This is a genomic window from Arthrobacter sp. NPDC056493, from assembly GCF_042795115.1.
Taxonomy (GTDB): Bacteria; Actinomycetota; Actinomycetes; order Actinomycetales; family Micrococcaceae; genus Arthrobacter.
On the sequence record NZ_JBHTSL010000056.1, the window covers coordinates 1 to 22367 of the forward strand.

Annotated in this window: 19 protein-coding genes; 8 read left to right on the top strand and 11 right to left on the bottom strand. The window is 67.1% G+C overall.

The annotated features are described in order from the left end of the window. Positions 1–217: 217 nt before the first annotated feature. Both xylB and xylA read right to left on the bottom strand, forming a co-directional pair. Complete coding sequence (gene xylB, locus ACFQ50_RS19085; RefSeq protein ID WP_377997208.1) at positions 218–1687, bottom strand: xylulokinase; 1470 nt, start codon at positions 1685–1687, stop codon at positions 218–220. 13 nt (positions 1688–1700) lie between these two features. Beyond that, a complete protein-coding gene (xylA, locus tag ACFQ50_RS19090; protein WP_377997209.1) occupies positions 1701–2891 on the bottom strand; it encodes a xylose isomerase in 1191 nt (396 codons plus the stop codon). A 216-nt stretch (positions 2892–3107) separates the two neighbouring features. Between xylA and ACFQ50_RS19095 the strand changes: the two genes are divergently transcribed. Then, on the top strand, positions 3108–4391 hold the full coding sequence (locus tag ACFQ50_RS19095; protein WP_377997210.1) for an FAD-binding protein: 1284 nt from the start codon (positions 3108–3110) through the stop codon (positions 4389–4391). Positions 4392–4404: 13 nt separating this feature from the next. Beyond that, the gene (locus ACFQ50_RS19100) at positions 4405–5628 is read left to right on the top strand and encodes an ROK family protein (RefSeq protein ID WP_377997211.1); all 1224 of its coding nucleotides are present in this window, start codon (positions 4405–4407) and stop codon (positions 5626–5628) included. Between the two features lie 20 nt (positions 5629–5648). On the opposite strand, the gene ACFQ50_RS19105 is transcribed toward ACFQ50_RS19100, so the two are convergent. The 5 genes from ACFQ50_RS19105 to ACFQ50_RS19125 form a co-directional block, all read right to left on the bottom strand. Then, positions 5649–8831, bottom strand: a complete 3183-nt coding sequence (locus tag ACFQ50_RS19105; RefSeq protein WP_377997212.1) for an Ig-like domain-containing protein — start codon at positions 8829–8831, stop codon at positions 5649–5651. 19 nt (positions 8832–8850) lie between these two features. Next, positions 8851–10890, bottom strand: a complete 2040-nt coding sequence (locus ACFQ50_RS19110) for a beta-galactosidase (RefSeq protein WP_377997213.1) — start codon at positions 10888–10890, stop codon at positions 8851–8853. A gap of 121 nt (positions 10891–11011) precedes the next feature. Further along, complete coding sequence (locus tag ACFQ50_RS19115) at positions 11012–12355, bottom strand: ABC transporter substrate-binding protein (RefSeq protein ID WP_377997214.1); 1344 nt, start codon at positions 12353–12355, stop codon at positions 11012–11014. Between the two features lie 42 nt (positions 12356–12397). Then, complete coding sequence (locus ACFQ50_RS19120) at positions 12398–13345, bottom strand: carbohydrate ABC transporter permease (protein WP_377997215.1); 948 nt, start codon at positions 13343–13345, stop codon at positions 12398–12400. A gap of 2 nt (positions 13346–13347) precedes the next feature. Further along, on the bottom strand, positions 13348–14286 hold the full coding sequence (locus ACFQ50_RS19125) for a carbohydrate ABC transporter permease (protein ID WP_377997216.1): 939 nt from the start codon (positions 14284–14286) through the stop codon (positions 13348–13350). Between the two features lie 117 nt (positions 14287–14403). Between ACFQ50_RS19125 and ACFQ50_RS19130 the strand changes: the two genes are divergently transcribed. Both ACFQ50_RS19130 and ACFQ50_RS19135 read left to right on the top strand, forming a co-directional pair. Next, a complete protein-coding gene (locus ACFQ50_RS19130; protein WP_377997217.1) occupies positions 14404–15498 on the top strand; it encodes a LacI family DNA-binding transcriptional regulator in 1095 nt (364 codons plus the stop codon). A gap of 83 nt (positions 15499–15581) precedes the next feature. After that, positions 15582–16043 (top strand): MarR family winged helix-turn-helix transcriptional regulator, encoded by a 462-nt coding sequence (locus tag ACFQ50_RS19135; protein WP_377997233.1) that lies wholly within the window; start codon positions 15582–15584, stop codon positions 16041–16043. Positions 16044–16128: 85 nt separating this feature from the next. Here the strand turns inward: ACFQ50_RS19135 and ilvD are convergent, their stop codons facing one another. After that, positions 16129–17988, bottom strand: coding sequence for a dihydroxy-acid dehydratase (gene ilvD / locus ACFQ50_RS19140; protein ID WP_377997218.1), 1860 nt, complete (start codon positions 17986–17988; stop codon positions 16129–16131). Between the two features lie 85 nt (positions 17989–18073). Between ilvD and ACFQ50_RS19145 the strand changes: the two genes are divergently transcribed. From ACFQ50_RS19145 to ACFQ50_RS19155, 3 genes are all read left to right on the top strand, one after another. Further along, positions 18074–18910 carry a helix-turn-helix transcriptional regulator gene (locus tag ACFQ50_RS19145; protein ID WP_377997219.1) on the top strand — a complete coding sequence of 279 codons (837 nt, stop codon included), beginning with the start codon at positions 18074–18076 and terminating at the stop codon, positions 18908–18910. 101 nt (positions 18911–19011) lie between these two features. After that, positions 19012–19473, top strand: a complete 462-nt coding sequence (locus ACFQ50_RS19150; RefSeq protein WP_377997220.1) for a MarR family winged helix-turn-helix transcriptional regulator — start codon at positions 19012–19014, stop codon at positions 19471–19473. Further along, on the top strand, positions 19470–20750 hold the full coding sequence (locus tag ACFQ50_RS19155; RefSeq protein ID WP_377997221.1) for an MFS transporter: 1281 nt from the start codon (positions 19470–19472) through the stop codon (positions 20748–20750). Before ACFQ50_RS19150 ends, ACFQ50_RS19155 begins: the two co-directional genes overlap by 4 nt. Here ACFQ50_RS19155 and ACFQ50_RS19160 read toward each other — a convergent pair. The 3 genes from ACFQ50_RS19160 to ACFQ50_RS19170 form a co-directional block, all read right to left on the bottom strand. Then, positions 20716–21273 carry a GNAT family N-acetyltransferase gene (locus ACFQ50_RS19160; RefSeq protein WP_377997222.1) on the bottom strand — a complete coding sequence of 186 codons (558 nt, stop codon included), beginning with the start codon at positions 21271–21273 and terminating at the stop codon, positions 20716–20718. The genes ACFQ50_RS19155 and ACFQ50_RS19160 overlap by 35 nt on opposite strands. After that, entirely contained in the window at positions 21270–21551 is a 282-nt protein-coding gene (locus tag ACFQ50_RS19165) for a hypothetical protein (protein WP_377997223.1), read from the bottom strand. The genes ACFQ50_RS19160 and ACFQ50_RS19165 overlap by 4 nt, the downstream gene beginning before the upstream one ends. 68 nt (positions 21552–21619) lie before the next feature. After that, a complete protein-coding gene (locus ACFQ50_RS19170) occupies positions 21620–21817 on the bottom strand; it encodes a hypothetical protein (RefSeq protein WP_377997224.1) in 198 nt (65 codons plus the stop codon). Positions 21818–22069: 252 nt separating this feature from the next. Between ACFQ50_RS19170 and ACFQ50_RS19175 the strand changes: the two genes are divergently transcribed. Continuing rightward, positions 22070–22285 (top strand): AsnC family protein, encoded by a 216-nt coding sequence (locus ACFQ50_RS19175; protein ID WP_190605760.1) that lies wholly within the window; start codon positions 22070–22072, stop codon positions 22283–22285. Positions 22286–22367: the final 82 nt, after the last annotated feature.

Consider the following 22367-nt stretch of genomic DNA (forward strand, 5'->3'; position numbering starts at 1 on the left):
CCCATCGGACGCCCGAGGCGGGTGGATCCAAAAAAGTTTTTTGGATCCACCCGAGGACGAAAAACTGCGTCGCAGATCAGGGCGTTCCCAGCGGTGAGAACGCCCTGATCTGGTACCCAGTTGGGCCCGTCGGCGTGCAGAGGCGCCGCAGGTTTCGACAGGCTCCGGTTTCGACAGGCTCCGGTTTCGGCAGGCTCAACCCGCGGTTTCGACGGACTCAGCCCGCGTGCTGCGCCACCTTGGACTGCTCCACCCTGTACTGTTCCGCAATGGAGGGCCGGAAGCCGGGCTCGGGCGCACTGTCCAGCGCCACCCTCCAGTCCGGCCGCTCCCCCGTCAGCGCCCAGGCCGCCTGCACGGCAGCTCCCCGGGCCACGTACTCGCCGGGGCTCGGAACCACCACGGGCAGGTCGAAAACCTGGGCGGCAATCCGCTGGACGGCGGGGTTCTGCACAGCACCGCCGATCAGCAGAAGCCGCTCGGCCGGGTGGCCCAGGCCGCGGAGCGCGTCGAGTCCGCCGGCCAGTCCGCACAGCATCCCTTCGACGGCGGCCCGGGCAATGTTGCTGCGCGTGGTCGAGGCAATGGTCAGCCCGGAGAAGCTGGCGGTGGCGTGCGGCAGATTGGGCGTCCGCTCACCCTCAAAGTACGGGACCAGCACCACGCCGCCCGCCCCCGGTTCGGCCTCCAGCGCCAGCCGGGACAGCTCGTCGAAGTCCACGCCCAGAAGTCCGGCGACCGACGTCAGCACCCGCGCAGCATTCAGGGTCACGGCAATCGGCAGGAACAGGCCGCTCGCATCCGCGAAGCCCGCGACGGTTCCGCTCGGGTCGCCAAGAGGCTCATCGGAAACGGCGAACACCGTCCCGCTGGTGCCCACGGACACGACGACGTCTCCCGCCCTGGCCCCCAGGCCCAGTGCCGCCGCGGCGTTGTCCCCCGCCCCGGCCCCAAGCAGAACAGACTCCCCCGCGATGTCAGGGTGGACGGAACCCGGCGAAGCACCGGGTTCCAGGACCCGGGGCAGAACCACGGCATCACCGGAAGTACCGGACCCAGCTTCAAGGGCATCCCTGCCGAAAGCCAGACCGAACAGCTCCAGGTCATACCCGCCCGTCGAAGGATTCCAGTAGCCCGTGCCACTGGCGTCGGAACGGTCCGTGGTGAGCTGCCCCAGGTCGGGCCCCAGCGGGCTGGCACCGGTTGGGCCGTAACCCCGCAGACGCCAGGTCAGCCAGTCATGGGGAAGGACGACGGCGGCCACCCGGCTGGCAATGTCCGGCTCATGGTCGCGGACCCAGCGGACCTTGGTGACCGTGAAGGAGGCCACGGGCACCAGGCCTGTCCGCTTCGCATAATCCTCCGCGCCCACTTCGTCGATCAGGGCCGCGGCGGCGTCCGCCGAGCGGGTGTCGTTCCAGAGCAGGACCGGCCGCAAGACGTTGCCGTCCCGGTCCAGCAGCACCATGCCGTGCTGCTGGCCGCCCACGGAAAGCGCGCTGACCCCCGCGAGCCCGCCGGCGTCGTCGAGCGCCACGGAAAGCGCCCGCCACCAGTGGTCCGGGTGGACTTCGGTGCCGTCCGGATGGCCGGCGCGGCCCTCCCGGACCAGGGCGCCGGTCTCCGCATCCAGCACCACAACCTTGCAGCTTTGGGTCGAGGAATCGACCCCGGCAACCAGGGACATAGCGGTCACGCTATCAGCGGGCGCCGAGCAGGTGCTCGATGAACAGCTGCTGGAGCTTCACGAAACCGAAGCCCTTGCCGCCGAAGTAGGCGTCGGCGTCGAAATCCTCGTACGCGGACCTGTCGGCGAGGAGCTGCTCGTAGCCTTCGCCCGGGTTGAGGGTGGGAACGTTGATCTCGGAGACCCGCGACGCCTCCAGGGCAGCCTGCACCTCGGGGTCGGAACGGAAGGCCTTGGCGCGTTCCTTGAGGAGCAGGTAGGTCTGCATGTTCGCGGCTGCGGAGTCCCAGACGCCGTTGATGTCCTCCGTGCGGCTGGGCTTGTAGTCGAAGTGGCGGGGGCCGTGGTACGCGGGGCCGCCCTGCGGGCCCCCGTTCTCGAGCAGGTCAACGAGCGAGAAGGCGTTCTGCAGGTCGCCGTGGCCGAAGACGAGGTCCTGGTCGAACTTGATGCTGCGCTGGCCGTTGAGATCGATGTGGAAAAGCTTGCCCTGGTAGAGCGCCTGGGCGATGCCGTGGGTGAAGTTCAGCCCGGCCATCTGCTCGTGGCCGGTTTCGGGGTTGATGCCCACAAGCTCCGGGCGTTCCAGCGTCTCGATGAAGGCCAGGGCATGGCCAAGGGTGGGCAGCAGGATATCGCCGCGCGGTTCGTTGGGCTTGGGTTCGATCGCGAAGCGGATGTTGTAGCCCTTGTCCGTCACGTAGTCGCCCAGCAGGTTCACGGCCTCGCGGTAGCGCTCGAGGGCACCGCGGATGTCCTTGGCTGCGTCGTACTCGCTGCCTTCCCGCCCGCCCCACATCACGAATGTCTCGGCACCCAGTTCGGCGGCGAGGTCGATGTTCTCCAGGACCTTGCGCAGCGCAAAACGGCGCACGCCGCGGTCGTTGCTGGTGAAGCCGCCGTCCTTGAATACGGGGTGGCTGAACAGGTTGGTGGTGACCATGGGCACCACCATGCCGGTGGCCTTCAGCGCACCGGTCAGACGGTCGATCTCCCGCTGCCGGTCAGCCGCGGAGCAGCCGAAGGGGAACAGGTCGTTGTCGTGGAAGGTGATGCCGTAGGCGCCCAGGTCACTGAGCCGGTTGATGGCCTCCACAGTGTCCAGCGGCGGGCGGGTCGCGGAACCGAACTGGTCCTGCGCCTCCCAGCCGATGGTCCACAGGCCGAAGGAAAACTTGTCATCACGCGTGGGCTGAATCGCCATTGAGTGCTCCCGTTTGGTTTGGAGGGGACCTGTCCCTCGAGAAAATCCCCAAGGGGGAAAGATCCGTAAAATGTTCCACAAACAAACATATTCGCTTTTTTCGGACTGTCAACCATTTTTTCAAGACTCAACGCCGAGAGAGGGACCCGGAAAACCCCTACCCGAGTAGCCCAATCGGATGTTATGTTCTCTAAAACACCAAACGAAGGGCTGGCAATGGTTAGCGGAGCGGGAACTGAGCTGCACACCGAGGAGTACAACTGGGCCGGCAACCTCAGGTACTCCGCCGCCGGGGTGCGGGAACCGGCCACAGTGCCGGAGCTTCAGGACCTGGTGGCCGGCGCTTCCCGGCTTCGCGCGCTCGGTTCGCGGCACTCCTTCAACCGCGTCGCCGACACTGACGGCGTCCTGGTCTCGCTGGAGCACCTCGCGCCCGCCATCGAGGTGGACGCCGCCAACATGACGGTGACCGTGAGCGGCGGCACCCGCTACGGGACGCTCGCGGCGGAGCTGCAGCGGCAGGGCTACGCGCTGCACAACCTGGCCTCCCTCCCCCACATCTCCGTGGCCGGAGCCGTCGCCACCGCCACCCACGGATCGGGCGACCGCAACGGCAACCTGGCCACCGCCGTCGCCGGTCTTGAACTGGTGACGGCCGACGGCGGGATTCTCACCACCCGCCGCGGCGACGCCGACTTTGACGGAATGGTGGTGAACCTGGGCGCCCTGGGCGTAGTCAGCAGCCTGACACTGGACATCGAGCCCGCATTCACGGTGGCGCAGACAGTGTTCGAGGACCTGGACTGGGACCGGGTGCTGGAGAATTTCGACGGCGTCACCTCTGCGGCGTACAGTGTCAGCCTTTTTACTGACTGGAGCGGGGACCGGATCGGCCAGGCCTGGCTCAAGTCCCGGACGGAGGCGGCAGCAGCAGCGGAACGCGCCAGTTTCTACGGCGGCCTCCCGGCAACCGAAGCCCGGCATCCGATCGCCGGCGTCCCCGGAACCACGTGTACGCAGCAGTTCGGCGTCCCGGGCCCGTGGTCGGACAGGCTGGCCCACTTCCGGATGGAATTTACTCCGAGCAAGGGCGACGAGCTGCAGAGCGAGTATCTGATACCCCGCGAACACGCGGTAGACGCCATCCAGGCGATGCGCCGGCTGTCCCCTCTGGTGACTCCGCTGCTGCTGGTCTCGGAAATCCGCACCATGGCCGCGGACAGTCTCTGGCTGAGCCCCAACTACGGAACCGACTGCATCGGCCTGCACCTCACCTGGCGGCAGGACCAGCCCGCTGTCGAGGCAGTGCTCCCGGTGATCGAGGCCGAGCTGGCGCCGTTCGGCGCACGTCCGCATTGGGGCAAGCTGTTCGACGGCGGCGCCTCCCGCCTCGCGCCGCTTTACCCGCGCTTCGCCGACTTTAAGGCCCTCTCGGGTCGCCTCGATCCGGAGGGAAAGTTCCGCAACAGCTTCCTCGATACCAAGGTCTTCGGCAGCTGATATCGTTCCGATGATGCCTTCCCCTCGCCAACGGGCCGCCCCGACCGCCCCGCCCAGCGAGCTGGACCCCTCCCGGCGGAACAACCTGGCACTGATCACGTCCCTGGTCCACCACCACCGTGTCCTCAGCCGTGCGCAGCTGACGAAAAGGACCGGGCTCAACAGGTCAACGGTCGGAACCCTGATCGGCCAGCTGGCGGCGCTCGGCCTCGTGTATGAGACCGCACCCACCGGCGAAGCGCAGGTGGGCAGGCCGAGCCCCGAGGTGCGTCCGAGCCCTTCCATTGCGGCGCTCGCTGTCTACCCGGAGATCGACGCGGTGACCATCGGGCTGGTCAACCTCGGCGGCATTGTCCAGAAGAAAATCCGGTTCGCCACCGAACGGATTCCCACGGCACGGGAAGCGGTCAATATCGCTGCTGCCGTGATCGAGGGCATGCGCACGGAACTGGAGCACTCCTACCGGATCACCGGCATCGGAGTGGCGGTGCCCGGCCTCGTGAACCCCGACGACGGGACTGTCCGCCACGCACCGCACCTGGGCTGGCGGGACGAGCCTGTTGCCCTGATGCTGAGCGAGGCCACTGGCTACGCCTGCCAGGCCGCCAACGATGCCTCACTGGCGGCCGAGGCAGAGCTGATCTTCGGGGCCGGCGCCGGACGGGACAACCTCGTGTACCTCAACGGCGGAGCCAGCGGCATCGGCGGCGGGATCATTTCCAACGGCATGCTGCTCCGCGGCGCCTCCGGCTACGCCGGCGAACTGGGCCACACGTTCGTCCGCACAGCCGGCGAACAGTGCCACTGCGGCGCCACAGGCTGTCTGGAAACCGAGGTGTCCCAAGTACGGCTCTTCGAGCTCCTTGGCCTCAGCGGCGGCGACACACCCCAGCTGGAACAGGCCCTCCGGGCGTCAGGCAGCCCCGCCGTCGCAGAGGAAATATCCCGGCAACTGGGCTACCTGGCCATCGCGCTGCGGAACGCCATCAACACCTTCAACCCTGAGGTGATCATCCTCGACGGTTTCCTGGGGGTCCTCTACGCGTTCGCGCCGTCCGCCCTCGACGACCTCTTGCTGTCCCAGGCGATGGACGGCCCCGCCGCCCAGGCCAAGGTGCACCCCGCGGCACTCGGCTCCAACCTGATGATGATCGGCGCGGCGGAGCTGGGATTCGCCCGGTTCCTCGCGGACCCCACCGGATTTGGGACAACGGGGCTGGGTTCCGTCGCGAAATAGCCACGACGGAACCCAGCTTCCTACTTGCCGAAAACGACCTCGTATGTCCGGGTCTGGCTTCCGTCTTCACTGCGTACCGTCACCACGGCGGTTCCGGACTGCGTGTCCGCCTGCGTCACAGTCACCGTGGCGTAGGGGTCTGCCGCGGTGGCCGTGATTTCCTGGCGCGGCCCCTGGACCGCGGCCCGGTAGGAGGTGACGCCCGGGTCGAAGCCGGCCAGCGGCTGGCCGTTGACGGAGATGCCGGCCGCGGCGGCGTCGGCGGACTTGCCTGGGGCCTGTGCCAGCACCTGCACTTCGCTGACCGTCATGTGGGTGTTCGGCCGGGCGGTGAGCACCACGCGCACGTCCTTGGTGTCCACGCCGGCAACCGGAACCGTGACCACCGGGGCCGGGCTGCCGCCGGGGACCTGGACCGCGGCGCCCGCGTTCTTCCACGTGCCGTCGGCCGCCTTGGTCTGCACCTGGAGGCTTTGGGCGTAGCTGTCGGTGGAGCCGTCACGGTAGAAGTGGACCTTCACACCCGTCACCGTCTTCTGGCTGGCCAGCGCCACGGACAGGGTGTCGGTGGTGTTCTTGGTGCCCGATTTCCAGTTGGACCAGGCCTTGTCGGTAAGGTTGCCGTTGCCCAGTCCCGCCGTGCCGTAACCCGGCTCGGTGAATGTCGCACTGAATGCGGTTCCGGGGTCATCGGCCACGTTGTCGGCCGTTCCCGCCGTGACCTGCACGCGAACTGTGGCGGGCAGCGTCCGCCCGTCGGCGGCGTCGGCGGTGCCAGAAACCATGGCCACGCCGGTCTGGGTGAACGGTCCGGCCGCATCCCAGACAACCGGCCGCTCCACCTTGCTGCCGCCGGCGGTCACCGCTGTCACGGTGGCAGGCAGCGCGGGCGTTCCGCCGGCGTAGGTCTTGGCCCTCGACGGAAGCGTCGCCACCAGCGTGTCGACGGTGACCTTGGCCGTCACCGGATGAGTGACGCCCAGGATGTCGGTCGCCGTTCCGCGGACGTCAACGGTTCCCGGCTTGCTCCACCGGCTGTCCGGCGGCATCGCCCAGGTCACCGGCAGTTCACCTCTGGCTCCGTCACGGTAAACGGGGACCACCGTGGCGGGCAGCTGCGGAGCGGTCCCGGGCACCGTGAAGGCTGCGACATTCTGGAACCCCTGGACCGTTTCGTCGACGACGCGCCAGCGCTGGTTCTCACCCGAGTTGGCGGTCCACAGGGTCACCGGGGACCCGTCCGCAGTGGCGTGACCGCCCACCTCGAGGAGCCGGCCGGTTGCCGCATTGACGAACGTGTAGGTGCCGTCGCCGGTGGTGGACATCGTCCACTGGGAAGCGTCAGCAGGCGTTGCCTCCGCCGGAACCAGCTGCGGGGTTCCGTCGACGACGGCGAGCTGCCGCCCGCCATCGGCCGTTTCAATCGCGTAGCGGGCACGGCTGCTGTCCCCGCCGCTGAGGCGGCGGATGTTCCACTGCTGGTCGGCGCCGGCGGCGGCGCGGATGACGGCGGCGCTGCCCGCTCCCGAGGTGAGGGCCTTGCCGCTCTCGACGCCCCGGAGGCTGTAAACGTGGTCCGCCTGAATCACGGCGGCGTCCTTGGCCACGCCGTGCACACCGCCGACGAGGAACGTTGTGACCGACTCTGCCGGTACCGCGAGGACCGCGGTGCTGTCCTTGCCGACGGCGACAGGCTCACCCTTCACCAGCGCGCCCGAGGCGTCGCTGGTCACCGGAGTGACGGTGGCATTCCCCTGGATTGCACCGAACCCGGACAGGTCCAGGGCAACCTGGCGCTGCTGCTTGCTGTCGTTCACGTGCACCACAGTGGCTCCGGAGTCGGAGACTGCGGCCGCGCTGTTCGTGTCGTTCACCTTGACCAGGCGGTCCCCGGGCTTGATGTAGTGCGTGAAGTTCCTGGCGGTGTTGAACTTGGTGTTCGTGTAGATCGGGCAGCTTTGGAGGGTGTCCTCCGCAGTGCAGTTGAAGGGCAGCTGGATCTCGCCCCAGTTGGAGCCGATGGCGCTTTCGCCGCCGGGCTTCATGTTGTTGTAGTCCTCAACGGGCTGCCAGAATACCCAGGCCTCCGGCTCGAGCTCACGGAGGTCGTCCACCATGTGCTGGGCCAGTCCAAGACCGGGCTGCATGCTGGTGAAGTTCTGCCCGTCCAGCCATGAGCCGCCTGTTTCGCTCATCCAGAGCGGCTTGTCTTCTCCCTTGGCGATGTCCCGGACGGCCGTCCGCTGCCCGGTGCCGTACGTGTGGACGTTGAGCTGCCCCACGCTGGCCTTGGCGGCGGCGGAGTAGCTGTTCCAGTTACTGGCAAAGGTCGAGGGGTTGGTCTCGTCCATCGCGCTGATAACGGCGCCGGTGTTGGCACCGGCCAGTGCCTTGGCCAGCGACTGGACCACCTTCTGCTGCAGTTCGGGGCCGATGTGGGCGCCTTCCTGCCGCCCGCCGGCCGGCTGGCCCGCCGCATTTAGGTTGGTTCCCCAATACGGCGTGTTCGGTTCGTTCAGGGGATCGATAGTGTCGATCTTGATGCCGTGGGCTTTTTCGAGCTCCTTGACGACGCCCACCAGATAGGAGGAGAAGTCGTCGACGCTTTCGGTCCGCAGCTGGTCCTGGGAGGAGTTGAAGCCGCCCGAAACGTAGCCGCTGACCGTCTGGAACCACGGCGGGGAGTTGCTGAAGGCTTCCCAGTGCGTGATGTCTTTCTTGATCCGGTCCACCCACCAGCGCTGCGTCTGGTCGGCGTCGAGGTTCCAGTCGGCCGGGTTCGCCGGATCCCACCAGTCCTTGTCCGCGCGGGTGGTCCCGGCGGGGGCCTTCCACCAGCCTTCGACGGCACCCCCGGCCCGGAGGTAGTCCTTCACGTCGGGGGCGTTGCCGCCGCCGATGTTGTAGCGGGCGATGTTGAGGTTCAGCCCCTGGTCGCCGAAGATCATGTCCGCAAGTTTGCCGCGGATCTCCTCCGGATAGCCGCCGGTGGCGTTGGCGAACCAGGCCAGGCTGGTGCCCCATCCTTCGAAGGCCTCGCCCTGGTAGGAGGGGTCCGGCCGCACGGTCACGGCGCCGGCAGGCACGGGTTCATCGGTGCCGGGCGCGGCGGAAGCGGGTCCCGCCACGAGCCCTGCGGAGAAGACCGCGGCGGTGACACCTGCCGCGGCCACGGCCCAGGGCCGCCTGGATCTGTTCGTCATTGAATTCCCTTCGGTGCGATTACTTGGGGCTTTTGAGGACGGCCACGCCGCGGGCGGCGAGTTTGGCGGTACCTTCGGACGGTCCCGTGCCCGCGAGCACGGCTCCGGGCACCGCCGAGATATCGACGGCGTGGTCGGTTCGGTTGATCAGGAAGAGGAAGCGCCCGTCTTCCCCCGTGCGGACGGCGAGTTCGACGGCGCCACGCAAGTCCGCGGGCAATTCGGACTCGACGCCGGCCAGGTCCGCGAATTCCCGCAGGACCGGGACCAGGCCGTCGGGCCCGAGCCGCGTGGCCACATAGCCGGCGGACCCGCTGCCCACGCTGCGCCGGGTCACCGCCGGTTCTCCTGCGTGGTCACCGGAGGTGAACCGGCGCAGGACCTTCGTGTCATCTGAGGTGGTGGCAACGGAGTCCGCCCACAGCGTTCCGGTTGACCCGTCGTCGAGCGTTGCCGCTTCGCCGGGGGCCAGCGGCCCGAACTCCTCCACCCGGATCCCCAGGAGATCGCTGAGGGCACCGGGATACCCGCCGAGCCAGACGTGGTCGTTCTGGTCCACGACGCCGGAGAAGTAGGTGGTGACAAGGTGCCCGCCGGACTCGACGAAAGCGGTCAGCCTGGAGCGCAGTTCCGCCGGCACCACGTGCAGGACAGGAGCGATGACCAGGTGGTAGCCCTCAAGGGAGGCCGCCACCGGGAGGACATCGGCCCGGATGCCGCTGGCCAGGAACGCCGAATACCAGTCGAGCGCCTCCTGCCGGTAGCGGAGCCGGTCGCTCGGATGGGAGTCCAGCTCGCTGGCCCACCAGGAATCCCAGTCGAAGAGGATCGCGGCCCGCGCCGGCTCGCGCCGGCTGCCGGTGATGCCCGCGAGTTCACCGAGTGTCCGGCCCAGGGCGGTAACGTCGCGGAAGAGCCTGCTGTTGCTGCCGGCGTGCGAGACCATCGCGGAGTGGTATTTCTCCGCCCCGGCGCGCGACTGCCGCCACTGGAAGAAGCAGACCGCATCCGCGCCGTGGGCCACATGGGTGAGCGAGTCCCGGGCGAGGGCCCCGGGCTTCTTGGGCGTATTCACGGGCTGCCAGTTGACGGCGCTGGTGGAGTGCTCCATGAGGAACCAGGGGTTGCCTCCTGCAATGTTGCCGGTCAGGTTCGCGGAGAAGGACAGTTCGTCATGGTCCTGCGGGCCCGGGACCACGTAGTGGTCGTTGGAGACGAAGTCGACGTCGGCGGCCCAGGCGGCGTAATCCATCCCCTTCGTCTCCCCCATCACCATGAAGTTGGTGGTGACGGGGATGTCCGGCGTGATGCTGTTGAGGACGTCGCGTTCGGCGCGGAGGTAGTCCCGCAGCGAGTCCGAGGAGAAGCGCTTGAAGTCGAGCTGCTGCGTGGGGTTCGGGTAGGATGCCGCCTTCCGCGGGGGGAAGATGTGGTTCCAGTCCGCGTAGCGCTGGGACCAGAAGTCGGTCCCCCAGGCGGTGTTCAATTCCTCGAGAGTGCCGTAGCGGTCCTGCAGCCAGCGGCGGAAGGCGGCCGCGGCGTCGTCGGAATAGTCATAGATGTTGTGGCAGCCGAGCTCGTTGGAAACGTGCCAGGCGCAGACGGCGGGGTGGTCCTTGTAGCGCTCCGCCATGGTGCGCACGAGCGTCAGCGCGTGCTCGCGGAACACTGGCGATGTGGGCCGCCAGTGCTGCCGGCCGCCCGGCCAGAGGGTTTCGCCGTTCTGGGTGACCGGAAGGATTTCCGGGTGTTCGGCCGCGAGCCACGGCGGCGGGGAGGCGGTGGCGGTGGCGAGGTCCACGGCGATGCCGTTGGCGTGCAGCAGGCCGATGATGTGGTCGAGCCAGGCAAAGTCCCAGCTGTCCCGCGAAGGCTGGATGCGTGCCCAGGAGAAGATGGCAAGGGAAACGATGTTGACGCCGGCCTCCCTCATGAGCCGCACGTCCTCTGCCCAGACTTCACGGGGCCACTGCTCGGGGTTGTAGTCGGCTCCGAAGGCCAGCCTCTTGGTGTCCGGGGACGGCCAGCGCAGCCAGCGGTGGCGGGTGGTGTGGGTCATGGGGTTCCTCTTTTTGGGCGCGCTTGGGCGGCGACGGAGCTTGGGCGCGAAACTTGGGGTGGCCGCGGACGCGCCAGGCCGGCTGGCGCGTCCGCGGAGATGCGTGGGTTGTTAGGGGCCCTTATTCCTTGACCGTGAAGCCCTGTTCGCTGCCGTACTTGACCGAGGCTTTCTGCCATGCAGTCAGGCCGTCCTTGAGCTTGGTGCCGGAGACATAGGCCTGGCCGGCGGTGTCGTTGAAGATGCTGTTGGCGTAGACCTGGAACGGCAGGTAGGACCAGCCGGCGGGAACGTTCTTCGCTGATTCGGCGAAGATCTGGTTGGCCTTCTGGCCGCCGAAGTACTTGAACCCGGTGTTCTGGAATTTCTCGGACGCGAGGTCCTTTGAGGTGGCGGGGAACGCCCCGCCGTCGATCCTGGCCTGGACGCCCTCCTCAACGTTGGAGTACTTCAGGAAGCCGTACGCCAAGGCTGCCTGGCTGCTGGCGGCGGGGATGGCGAGCGAACTGCCGCCGTTTTCGGCGCTGCTGTTGGCGCCCTTCTCCCACTGCGGCAGCGGGGCGACGCGCCATTTGCCGGCACCGTCGGCGACGCCGGAGACAAGGTTCCCGGGCATCCAGGCGCCGGTGGACAGGGTGGCGATGGTTCCGTTGCCGAGGCCCTTGTACCACTCGTCGCTCCAGGAGCTGATGGGGGCCAGGAGGTCCTCATCGATGAGCTTCTGCCAGGTTTCGGCGAACTTGGCGGACCCCTCGTCGGAGAAGTTCACGCCGACGTTGGTGCCGTCCACCTGGTACGGCTTGCCGCCGGCCTGCCAGATCATGCTGGTGGTGAACCCGGCGTCACCGGTGTCGTTGGCGATGTAGGCCTTGGGGTCCGCCTTCTTCAGTTTGCGGCCGGCGTCGAGGAACTCATCCCAGGTGGTGGGCACTGCGATGCTGTACTTGTCGAACAGTTCCTTGTTGTAGAACAGGGCCATGGGGCCGGAGTCCAAGGGCAGGCCGTAGACGCCGCCCTGCGCCTGCACCGAGGACCACGGACCGGCGGTGAAGGTGCCGTCGAGGTCTTTGGCGCCGAACTGGCCTAGGTCGGCCAGTGACTTGCTGAGGGCAAACTGCGGGAGTGCGTAGTACTCGATCTGCGCGATGTCCGGCACGCCGGAGCCGGCGGAGATGGCGTTCTGCAGGGCGGTGTACTGGTCGTTGCCGGTGCCTGCGTTGACCAGGTTGACGTCCACGTTGGGGTACTTGGCTTCGAAGCCTTCGGCAACCTTCTTCAGCGACTGGTCCCAGGCCCACACCGTCAGCTTGCCGCCTTTTTGGAGGGCGGATTCGACGGCGTCGCTGTTGACCGTCTGCTGCGGTGCCGCGTTGCCGCCGCCTCCACAGGCGGTGAGCCCGAGGGCGAGTGCGGCGGCGACGGCGGAGCTCTGCAACAGGCCGCGGCGGGTCAGGGTCTTGATCATGTCTTCCTTCTAACTGCGTTGTCGGTGAGGATGGGGCGGGCGTTATTCTTTGACGCTTCCGGCGGAAAGGCCGGATTGCCAGTAGCGCTGGAGCAGCAGGAACGCTGCGATCAGCGGCAGGATGGTAAGCAGGGATCCGGTGATGACGAGGTTGAAGATGGCTTCCCCTCCGGCGGTGCCGGCCTGCGCGTTCCAGGCGTTCAGGCCCAGGGTGAGGGGGTACCAGTCCGGGTTCTTCAGCATGATCAGGGGCAGGAAGTAGTTGTTCCAGGTGGCCACCATGGTGAAAAGCAGCACGGTGACAATGCCCGGGGTCAGCAGCGGCAGGCAGACCTGGAAGAAGGTGCGTGCCTCGCTGGCGCCGTCGATCCGGGCGGACTCCATGATCTCCGTGGGGATGGCCTCGGCGGCGAAGGTCCACATGAGGTAGAGGCCGAAGGGCGAGATGAGCGAGGGGATGATCACCGCCCAAGGGGTGTTGGTGAGGCCCATCTGGCTGAACATGAGGAAGGTGGGAACGGCGAGGGCCGTGCCGGGGATGGCCACCGCGCCGATGACGACGGCGAACACGGCTTTCCGGCCGGGGAAATCGAACTTGGCCAGCGCGTACCCGCCGAGGACGGCGAGGAAGGTGGCTCCCCCGGCCCCGGCCACGACGTAGAGAACTGTGTTGGCGAACCAGCGAAGGAAGATCCCGCCGTCGTACGTTGCTGTCCGGGCGATGTTGTCCCAGAGGGCGAAGTCACCGTCGAACCACAGGCCGAAGGAGTTCAGGAGGCCATCCTGGGTTTTGGTGGCGTTGACCAGGAGCCAGAACAGCGGAGCCAGGCTGTACAGCAGGACAAGGCCCATCAGGAGAGTCAGTGCCACACTGCGGCGGGAACGCCGGGATCCGGCTGTCCGCGGGGAGCGAAGGCGCGGGGTGCGGAATTTCACCGGGGACGTGGCTGCTCGGGCATTGCCGGGACGGGCGGCTGTCTGAACGCTCATGGTCAGCCCTCCTTTCGCATGCCGCGGACCTGGACGGCATAGGCAATGGCCATGGTGATCAGCCCCATGATGATTGCCACCGTGGCGGAGTAGTTGTACTGCTGCCCCGAGAACGACAGGGAGAAGGCGTACAGGTTGGGCGTGAAGTAGGTCGAGATGGTGTTGGGTGAGAGGCTCTTGAGGATGCTGGGCTCGTTGAAGAGCTGGAAGCTGCCGATCACGGAGAAAATGGCGGCCACCACGATGGCGCCCCGGATCGCCGGCAGCTTGATGGCGGTGATGACCCTCAGCTGTCCGGCGCCGTCGATCTCGGCGGCCTCGTAGAGGGACTTGGGGATGACGGTCAGCGCGGAGTAGAAGATCAGCATGTTGTAGCCGATGAACTCCCAGGTGACGATGTTTCCGATGGAGGCGAGCACGAGTTCCGAGGAGAGCGGGCTGGGCAGGTTGAGGCCGAAGGCCTGGTTGATGTTGCCCACCAGGCCGAAGCGGGTGCCGTACATGAAGCCCCACATGAGGGTGGCAACGACGGCCGGCACCGCGTAGGGCAGGAAGATCGAGATCCGGAAGAACGATCTTCCGTAGAGCCTGCCGCTGTCCAGGGCGAGGGCCACCACGAGGGCAATGAAAAGCATCACCGGCACCTGGACTGCCAGGAAGAGCGAGACCCGGCCCAGCGCGGACCAGAACTGCGGGTCCCCCAAGGCCCGGGCGTAGTTGTCCAGGCCCACAAACGCCGTTCCGCCGATGAGCTGGTTGCGGAAGACGCTCAGGTAGATGGAGTAGCCGATCGGGGCCAGGAAAACCAGGGCGAACACGGCCATGAACGGGCCGATGAACCACCAGCCGGCCCAGGAACGGCGGCTGGCACGGCGGCTTGTGCGGCCTGCCGGGGCGGCCGTACCGGCAGGCGCCGCGACTTGCGGGGACGTCGTTGTCATGAAAGGTCCTCTGTAGGGCTGCGTCACTTGACGGGTGACGGTAAGTGTTCTGTTTGCGTAAACATTTATGTGCACTTTTGTGAATGTTTGCGCAAACATGATTGGTACGATGGTGACATGGAGCACGAACCCGGTCAACCCCCGGTCCACAATTTGTCCCCTGCACGGCAGGCGGCAGGCGGCGCACCGCGGCGCAAGCAGCAGGTGTCCATGGCCGACGTCGCCAAGCTCGCCGGCGTCTCGTCCCAAACGGTTTCCCGCGTGTCCAACGGGAGCCCGGACGTCATCGACAGCACACGGCGCCAGGTCATCTCAGCGATGAACGAGCTGGGCTACCGGCCCAACAGCGCGGCCCGGGCGCTTAAGCGCGGCAGCTTCCGGACCATCGGCGTGATCACGTTCTCGCTGTCCTCGCTGGGGAACATGCGCACCCTGGAGGCCATCGCGCTCCACGCGGCCCGGCAGGACTTCGCCATCACTCTCATCCCGGTCACCGCCCCCACCCAGGCCGGGATCCAGGGCGCGTTCTCCCGGATGGGGGAACTCGCCGTCGACGCAGTCATCGCCATCATGGAGGTCCACCTCCTGGACGCAGCGACGGTGACGCTGCCCCCGGGAGTGAAGGTCGTCGTCGTGGATTCCGACGCTGGCGAACAGTACAGCGTGGTGGACACCGACCAGGCCGACGGCGCACGCAAGGCCGTCCAGCACCTGCTGGACCTCGGGCACGAGACGGTCTGGCACGTCGCTGGCCCCGAGGAATCTTTCGCCAGCGAGCGCCGGGCCGCCGCCTGGCGCAGCACCCTCGCGGCCGTGGGGAAGCCCGTCCCGCCGGTGCTCCGCGGCGACTGGTCCGCCGACTCCGGCTACACAGCAGGGTTGCGGCTCGCCGATGAACCCGGCTGCACCGCCGTGTTCGCCGCGAACGACCACATGGCCCTGGGCCTGCTCCGGGCCTTCCGCGAAAAAGGGAAATCGGTCCCGGGAGACATCAGCCTGGTCGGCTTCGACGATGTTCCCGAGGCCTCCTCCTACGCTCCCCCGCTCACCACGGTCCACCAGAACTTCGCCGACGTCGGCAACCGGTGCGTCGACAACGTCCTGCAGCAGATCCGCACCCACACCACCGAACCTGGCGTCACGCTGGTGCCCACCGAACTCGTGGTCCGGGCAAGCACGGCGGCGCCGCGAACTTCCGGACGGCCCAGATAGCGGGCTCCCGCCGTACTCGATGCGATTATGGATTGTTGAGAAATCCAATGATTGTTTTGAGCACTACTGGAGTTGGCGTGGCTATGCAGGACACCAAAGTCGGAACGCCGCGGCTGGCGGCGGCCACGATCGGCAACGACGTCGGCCTGCTGCTGGCCAAGCTGCACGCGGCGGGGTCCGCGCTGAACAACCGGGCCCTCGGGGATTTCGGGCTACGGGAAAGGTCCTTCTCGGTGCTGACAGTCGCCTGCAGCGGACTGGAACCGACCCAGCGGGAACTGGCCGACTTCCTGAGCCTCGACCCCAGCCAGGTGGTCAGCCTCGTGGACGATCTTGAGCGCCGGGGACACGTGGAACGAGCCACCGGCAAGCAGGACAGGCGGGCCAAGATCATCGTATCGACGGCGGAAGGCCGCCGGATCCACACCAAAGCCCGCGCCGCGCTCGAGGCCTGCGAACATGAACAGCTCGCCGCCCTTTCCGACGATGAAGCCGGCCAATTGCGGGCATTGCTTCGCAAGGCCCTGTGGGGCGGGACAGGCTGAGTCCCCACCCCGGGATTCGACACACAGAGGCCAGGCCCCGTCCGCTTGAGCGAACGGGGCCTGGCCTCTCAGCAATCTTTGCCGGTTAGTTTTCCAAGAGGGAAACGTCCCGGACGGCACCCTTGTCCGCCGACAGAGCCATGGCTGCGTAGGCGCGCAGGGCCGCCGAGACGTGGCGTTCCCGGTCCTTGGGCTTGAACCCGCCGTTGACCAGCAGTTTCTCACGGCGTTCGGCGAGGACCTCGTCGGACACCTCCAGTTGGAGGGAGCGCTGACTGATGTTGATGCTGATGATGTCGCCATCCTCCACCAGGGCGATAGTGCCGCCGGAGGCAGCCTCCGGGGAGATGTGCCCGATCGACAGGCCGGAGGTGCCGCCGGAGAAGCGGCCGTCCGTGATGAGGGCGCACTTCTTGCCCAGGCCGCGGCCCTTGAGGAACGACGTCGGGTAGAGCATTTCCTGCATGCCCGGCCCGCCGCGCGGACCTTCGTAGCGGATCACCACTACGTCGCCTTCCTTGACGCCCTTGTTCAGGATCTTCTCCACGGCTTCGTCCTGGGACTCGCACACGACGGCCGGCCCTGAGAAGGTCCAGATGGATTCGTCCACCCCGGCGGTCTTCACCACGGCGCCATCGATGGCCACGTTGCCGCGGAGTACGGCCAGTCCGCCGTCCTTGGAGTAGGCGTGCTCCACGGAGCGGATGCAGCCACCCTCCGCGTCGGTGTCCAGGGAGGTCCACTGGTTCGACTGCGAGAACGCGGTGGAGGAACGGACGCCACCGGGAGCCGCATGCCACAGCGCCTTCGCTTCCTCGGTGGCCTTGCCGCCCCGGATGTCCCAGTCATCCAGCCAGCCGTCCAGATCGGCGGAGTGCACGGAGTGGACGTTTTTGTGCAGGAGGCCGCCACGGTTCAGCTCACCCAGCAGGGCGGGGATGCCGCCGGCGCGGTGCACGTCCTCCATGTAATAGGTCTTGTCCTTGGCGACGTTCGGGGCCACTTTGGCCAGGCAGGGCACCTGGCGGGACTTGGCGTCCATCTCGGCCAGGCCGTACTCCACGCCGGCCTCCTGGGCCGCGGCCAGCAGGTGCAGGATCGTGTTGGTGGAGCCGCCCATGGAGATGTCCAGGGCCATGGCGTTGTCAAAGGCCTCAGCGGTGGCGATGGAGCGCGGCAGCACGGAGTCGTCGTCGCCGTCGTAATAGCGCTTCACGAGATCGACGACGGTGGCGCCGGCCTTCTCGTACAGCGCCTTGCGGGCGGTATGGGTCGCGAGCACGGAGCCGTTGCCCGGCAGGGCCAGTCCGATGGCCTCGGCCAGGCAGTTCATGGAGTTGGCGGTGAACATACCCGAGCAGGAACCGCAGGTGGGGCAGGCGTTCTCTTCAATGAGGTTGATGTCCTCGTCGGAGATGGACTCGTCCACTGCGTCGGCAATCGCGTTCACCAGGTCCAGGGAGCGCACGGAACCGTCGGTCAGGGTCACGCGGCCGGCCTCCATGGGACCGCCGGAGACGAACACCACCGGGATGTTGAGGCGCAGCGCGGCCATGAGCATGCCGGGGGTGATCTTGTCGCAGTTGGAGATGCAGACCAGGGCGTCGGCACAGTGGGCGTTGACCATGTACTCCACGGAGTCGGCGATCAGATCGCGGGAAGGCAGCGAGTAGAGCATGCCGGAGTGGCCCATGGCGATGCCGTCATCCACGGCGATGGTGTTGAACTCGCGCGGCACGGCGCCGGCGGCGAGGATCGCGTCGGAGACGATCCGGCCCACAGGGGCGAGGTGGGTGTGGCCGGGCACGAATTCGGTGAAGCTGTTCGCGACGGCGATGATGGGCTTGCCGATGTCCGAGTTGGCGACGCCGGAGGCGCGCAGCAGTGCGCGGGCTCCGGCCATGTTGCGGCCGTGGGTGACTGTTTTAGAGCGTAGTGCAGGCATGGTTACCATCCTGCGTGGTCCTTCCGGCAAGCGGAAGACGGTCCTGATACTAGTAGTAGGAGTACCAGAGTAATAGTATTTACCGGTGCAAGGTTCGGAACGACGCAAGGAACTCGGCCTCTTCCTCAGGGCCCGGAGGGACCAGGCGGTCCGGGCCGAATACGGCCTGCCGCCCATAGCCCGCACGCGCGAACGCGGTCTTCGCCGCGAAGAGATCGCCTTCCTCTCTGGCGTGAGCGTCACCTGGTACACGTGGCTTGAGCAAGGCAGGGACATCAGCCCGTCCCGGCAGGTCCTGGAGTCCATCTGCCGCGCCCTGCACCTTTCGGATACAGGCCTTGCGTATGTCCTGTCGCTGGGCGGCTACTCATCATCGCTTCCGGCCAGCCCCGCGGCTGCCACGGCGCCGGCCCACGTTCAGCGGCTGTTGGATGCGTTGGATCCAAATCCGGCGTTCGCGCTCTTTCCCGACTGGGGCGTGGCAGGCTGGAACACGGCTTACGCGGCGCTCTACCCCAACATCGCCACGGTTCCCGCGCCGGACCGCAATCTCCTGTGGCTGGTTTTCACGGACCCGTACGTCCGGGACCTGCTTCCCGACTGGGAGGTCACGAGCAAGCGCTTCCTCGCGGAGTTCCGCGCCGAAACCGGGCAGCGCCTCGGCGATCCGGACATCAGGTACCAGGTCGAACGGCTCCAGGAAGCCAGCCCGGAATTCCGGGCCGGCTGGGACCGGTACGACATCCTCGGCTTCGAATCCCGCGAGCGGCTGTTCCACCACCCGGCGGTGGGAGTACTCCAGCTGGAGCACCATCAGCTCTCGCCGTCGGACCGGCCCGATCTCCACCTCGTGGTCTACACGCCGGCCCCCGGCAGCGAAGCCACCGACCAGATGCGGCGCCTCATGTCCGCCACAGGGTAGTCGCCGCATCCACAGCCCCGTTTGCCGCGCCGCCAATTTCGCGGAATAATAGTTAGCAATGCTAATTAGCGACGCTAATCACCACCTTTAGGAGGCGTCAAATGCCACCGACCCAAGCAGCAGCCGCGGAAGATACCGAGCCCATCGGCCCGGACACCCTGGCCATCGACCTTCGGACCGCAGTCATGAAGACCTCCCGCCGGCTCCGGGTAGAGGCCACCGGCGATGTGATCACTCCGGGCCAGTACTCGGTTCTTGCCCAGCTAGACAGCCGCGGACCGCACACTCCGCGGGAACTCGCCGACCGGGAGCACGTGCAGGCGCCGTCAATGACCCGGATCGTGAACGCCCTCGCAGAGCATGGATTTGTGTCCCGGGCAGCCCACCCGGCGGACGGCCGCCAGGTCCAGGTCAGTATCACCCCTGCCGGGGAGGCTGCGCTAGAAGAAGCGCGCAGCCAGCGGACAGCCTGGCTGGCCCAGCGCGTGGCCAACCTGAGCCCGGAGGACCGGCTCACCCTGAGCCGCGCCGCACACATCATGCAGGAGATGATCGCCCGATGAGTGCCACCTTCCGGGCACTGCGGAACCCCAACTACAGGCTCTGGGCAGGGGGCGCCCTGGTGTCCAATATCGGCACCTGGATGCAGCGGGTGGCACAGGACTGGCTGGTGCTGACCGTCCTCACGGACCATTCCGGGACCGCCGTCGGCATCACCACGGCCCTGCAGTTCCTTCCCATGCTCCTGCTTGGCCCGTACGCGGGCGTCCTCGCAGACCGGCACTCCAAACGTGCGATCCTGCTGTGGACGCAGTCGGCCATGGGCCTGTGCGGGCTGACGGTTGGCCTCCTGGTGGTCACCGGTTCGGCGCAGCTGTGGCAGGTCTACGCAGCCGCCTTGTTCCTCGGCCTGACCAGCGCGATTGACGGGCCTGCGCGCCAGGCCTTCGTCTCCGAACTCGTGGGACAGGACGACATTGCCAATGCGGTGTCCCTGAACTCCGCGTCCTTCAACACCGCCCGGCTCACAGGTCCGGCGATCGCAGGCGTCCTCATCGCCTGGGCGGGCACCGGCCCCGTCTTCCTTCTCAACGCGGCCAGTTTCGCCGCCGTCCTCATCTCACTGGCCCGGATCCGCGCATCCGGGTCAGCCACCCTGGCAACCCGCGGCAAGCACCAGGTTGTTGAGGGTCTGCGCTACGTGCGTGGGCGCCCTGACCTGGTGCTGATCCTCGTCCTGGTGGGCATACTGGGTGCCTTCGGCATGAACTTCCCCGTCACCAACGCACTGATGTCCACGGCGGAGTTCGGAATGGGGCCGGGCGAATTCGGCCTCCTGGGCTCCATCATGGCTGTGGGGACCCTGGCCGGAGCACTTCTTGCAGCCCGCCGGTCCGGCCCCCGGCTGCGTTTCCTGCTGGGCGGGGCGCTGGGCCTGGGCTTCTTTACACTGATCGCCAGCGTCTCGCCGTCGTTCTGGCTGTACGCCGCCGTGCTGGTCCCGGTGGGACTGGCCTCCTTGACCTTCCTGAACAGCTGCAATACGAGCATCCAGCTCTCTGTGGAGCCCCAGTTCAGGGGCCGGGTGCTGGCCCTCTACCTGGCAACCCTGCAGGGCGGAACCGCGTTGGGGGCACCGTTCATGGGCTGGCTGGGCAGCACGTTCGGCGCCCGCTGGTCAGTTGCCGCCGGCGGCGCCGTCGTGCTGCTGGCCGGGTTGCTCGGCGTGTTCGTGGTGGTCCGGAAGAACCCGCTGACCTGGCGGCAGCAGCTGTCCGCTTCCTTCCCGCGGAGGGGCGGCGTGGTCAGCCCTGCGCCGGGAGGGCGTACTCCAGGATAAAGTCGCTCTCCACCGAGGCGCCCAGGGCGAAGGACTTCATCCCGACCTTGGCGAATCCCGACTTCTCGTAAAAGCGGATCGCCTTGGCGTTCTGGCTATTGACGCCCAGCCAGACGCTTGCCGCGCCCTGGTCCGCGGCCCAGTCCAGGGAGGCCCGCATGAGCGTGAAGGCCGCGCCCCGTCCGTGGTGGTCCGGGTGCACATAGCACTTGCTCAGCTCAACCGAGCGCTTCGCGTCCTGCCCAAGGGGCCGATGTGCGCCGAGGGCGCGAAGCACATCGGGGTCCGTTGACTGCCGGTCGACGAGCAGTGTGTACCCGTCAAGCCGGCCGTCCTGCTCCAGCACCAGGATGGCGATTTTGCTGTCGGCGAGGTACTCGGCGAATTTGTCCGCGCTGAGCGTCCGTTTGAGGTGGAGCTTGATGTCCTGAGGCGAGGACCCGGGCGGGCAGGCGAGCGGGAACGTGACCGCCGCCAGATCAGCCAGGGCGGCAGCGTCTCCGGCAACGGCCTTCCGGATCATGGAGAAACCCCCTGCCCGAGGAGGGGGAAACCGGCCAGAATCTGCTGCAGATGGATGACTTGCCGGGGAATGAACTCGTTCGCATCGAGGGTGTCGACATCACAGTCGATGGCGACCCGGGAAGCCCCTGTGCCGCGCAACCATGCGATCAGGGCCTCGCGGGCAACATCGAAGGGGAACTCCGGCGCCAGCGCCCGGACGCTGGAAGTCCCCGTACCTTGCCACTCGGGCCAAACAAGCCGAAGGTGCGTACCGGGGGTTGGACTCGCAGGGGTCATGGCTGGAGTGTATCGCCGACGGCCGGGTTCTTTGATGCGGCCCTCTGTGACATCGGGGCCCCAAGGGGTCAGCGGCCGCCGGTCACCTTGGGCTCGACAGCCCAGGCCAGGCGGTGCAGGAAACTGGCAGTCCGGCCCCTGAACGTGGTCCAGGCGGCAGGCCGGGGCGCCGCTTCCTCAACGATGGTCGGGGCTCCGGGCAGGGCGCTTGTGGCCAGGCTTTCAGAGCGGGATAGGAAGAGGGCCATCATGCCGGCGCTTTGCATATTTTCTCCAGAGCGATGTCAAAAAATTTGATGTCAGGGGTAGTCCGAAATGGCCAGGCGTAAGGCGTCCGACGCCGGCCCTTCAGCCGGTCTGCTGCGCCGCCTCGCGGCCGTGCCCGGCTCCGCCGGACACTCGATCCCCACCTATTATTCCTGATCGGTCAACCGGTTGACGAATCGGCGAGTCGCTAGCGTTAGCCGGGGCGTCAACCTTCGTTGACGCCAAGCGATTCGTCAACTAACGTTGACGGAATGGAGGTGGACCGGTTGAAGACTTTGGTGGGATCCATGGACGGCGACAATCCGGTGAATGGCCTGCAGGCAGTTGCCGAGTTACACCGGGAGATCGGGCGGGCAGAGGCGGCCCTGGTCCGGCGGGCCCGCCTGGCGGGTTTGTCCTGGGAGGCGATTGCGCACGCGCTCGGCGTCAGCAAGCAGGCCGTCCACAAGAAGTACGGCAAGAGGTAAAGCCAAAGAGCCCCGCATGAACTGATTGAAGTTCAGGCGGGGCTCCCTCGCTGCGGAGAAGTTTTTGTCCAGATGCCGCGGG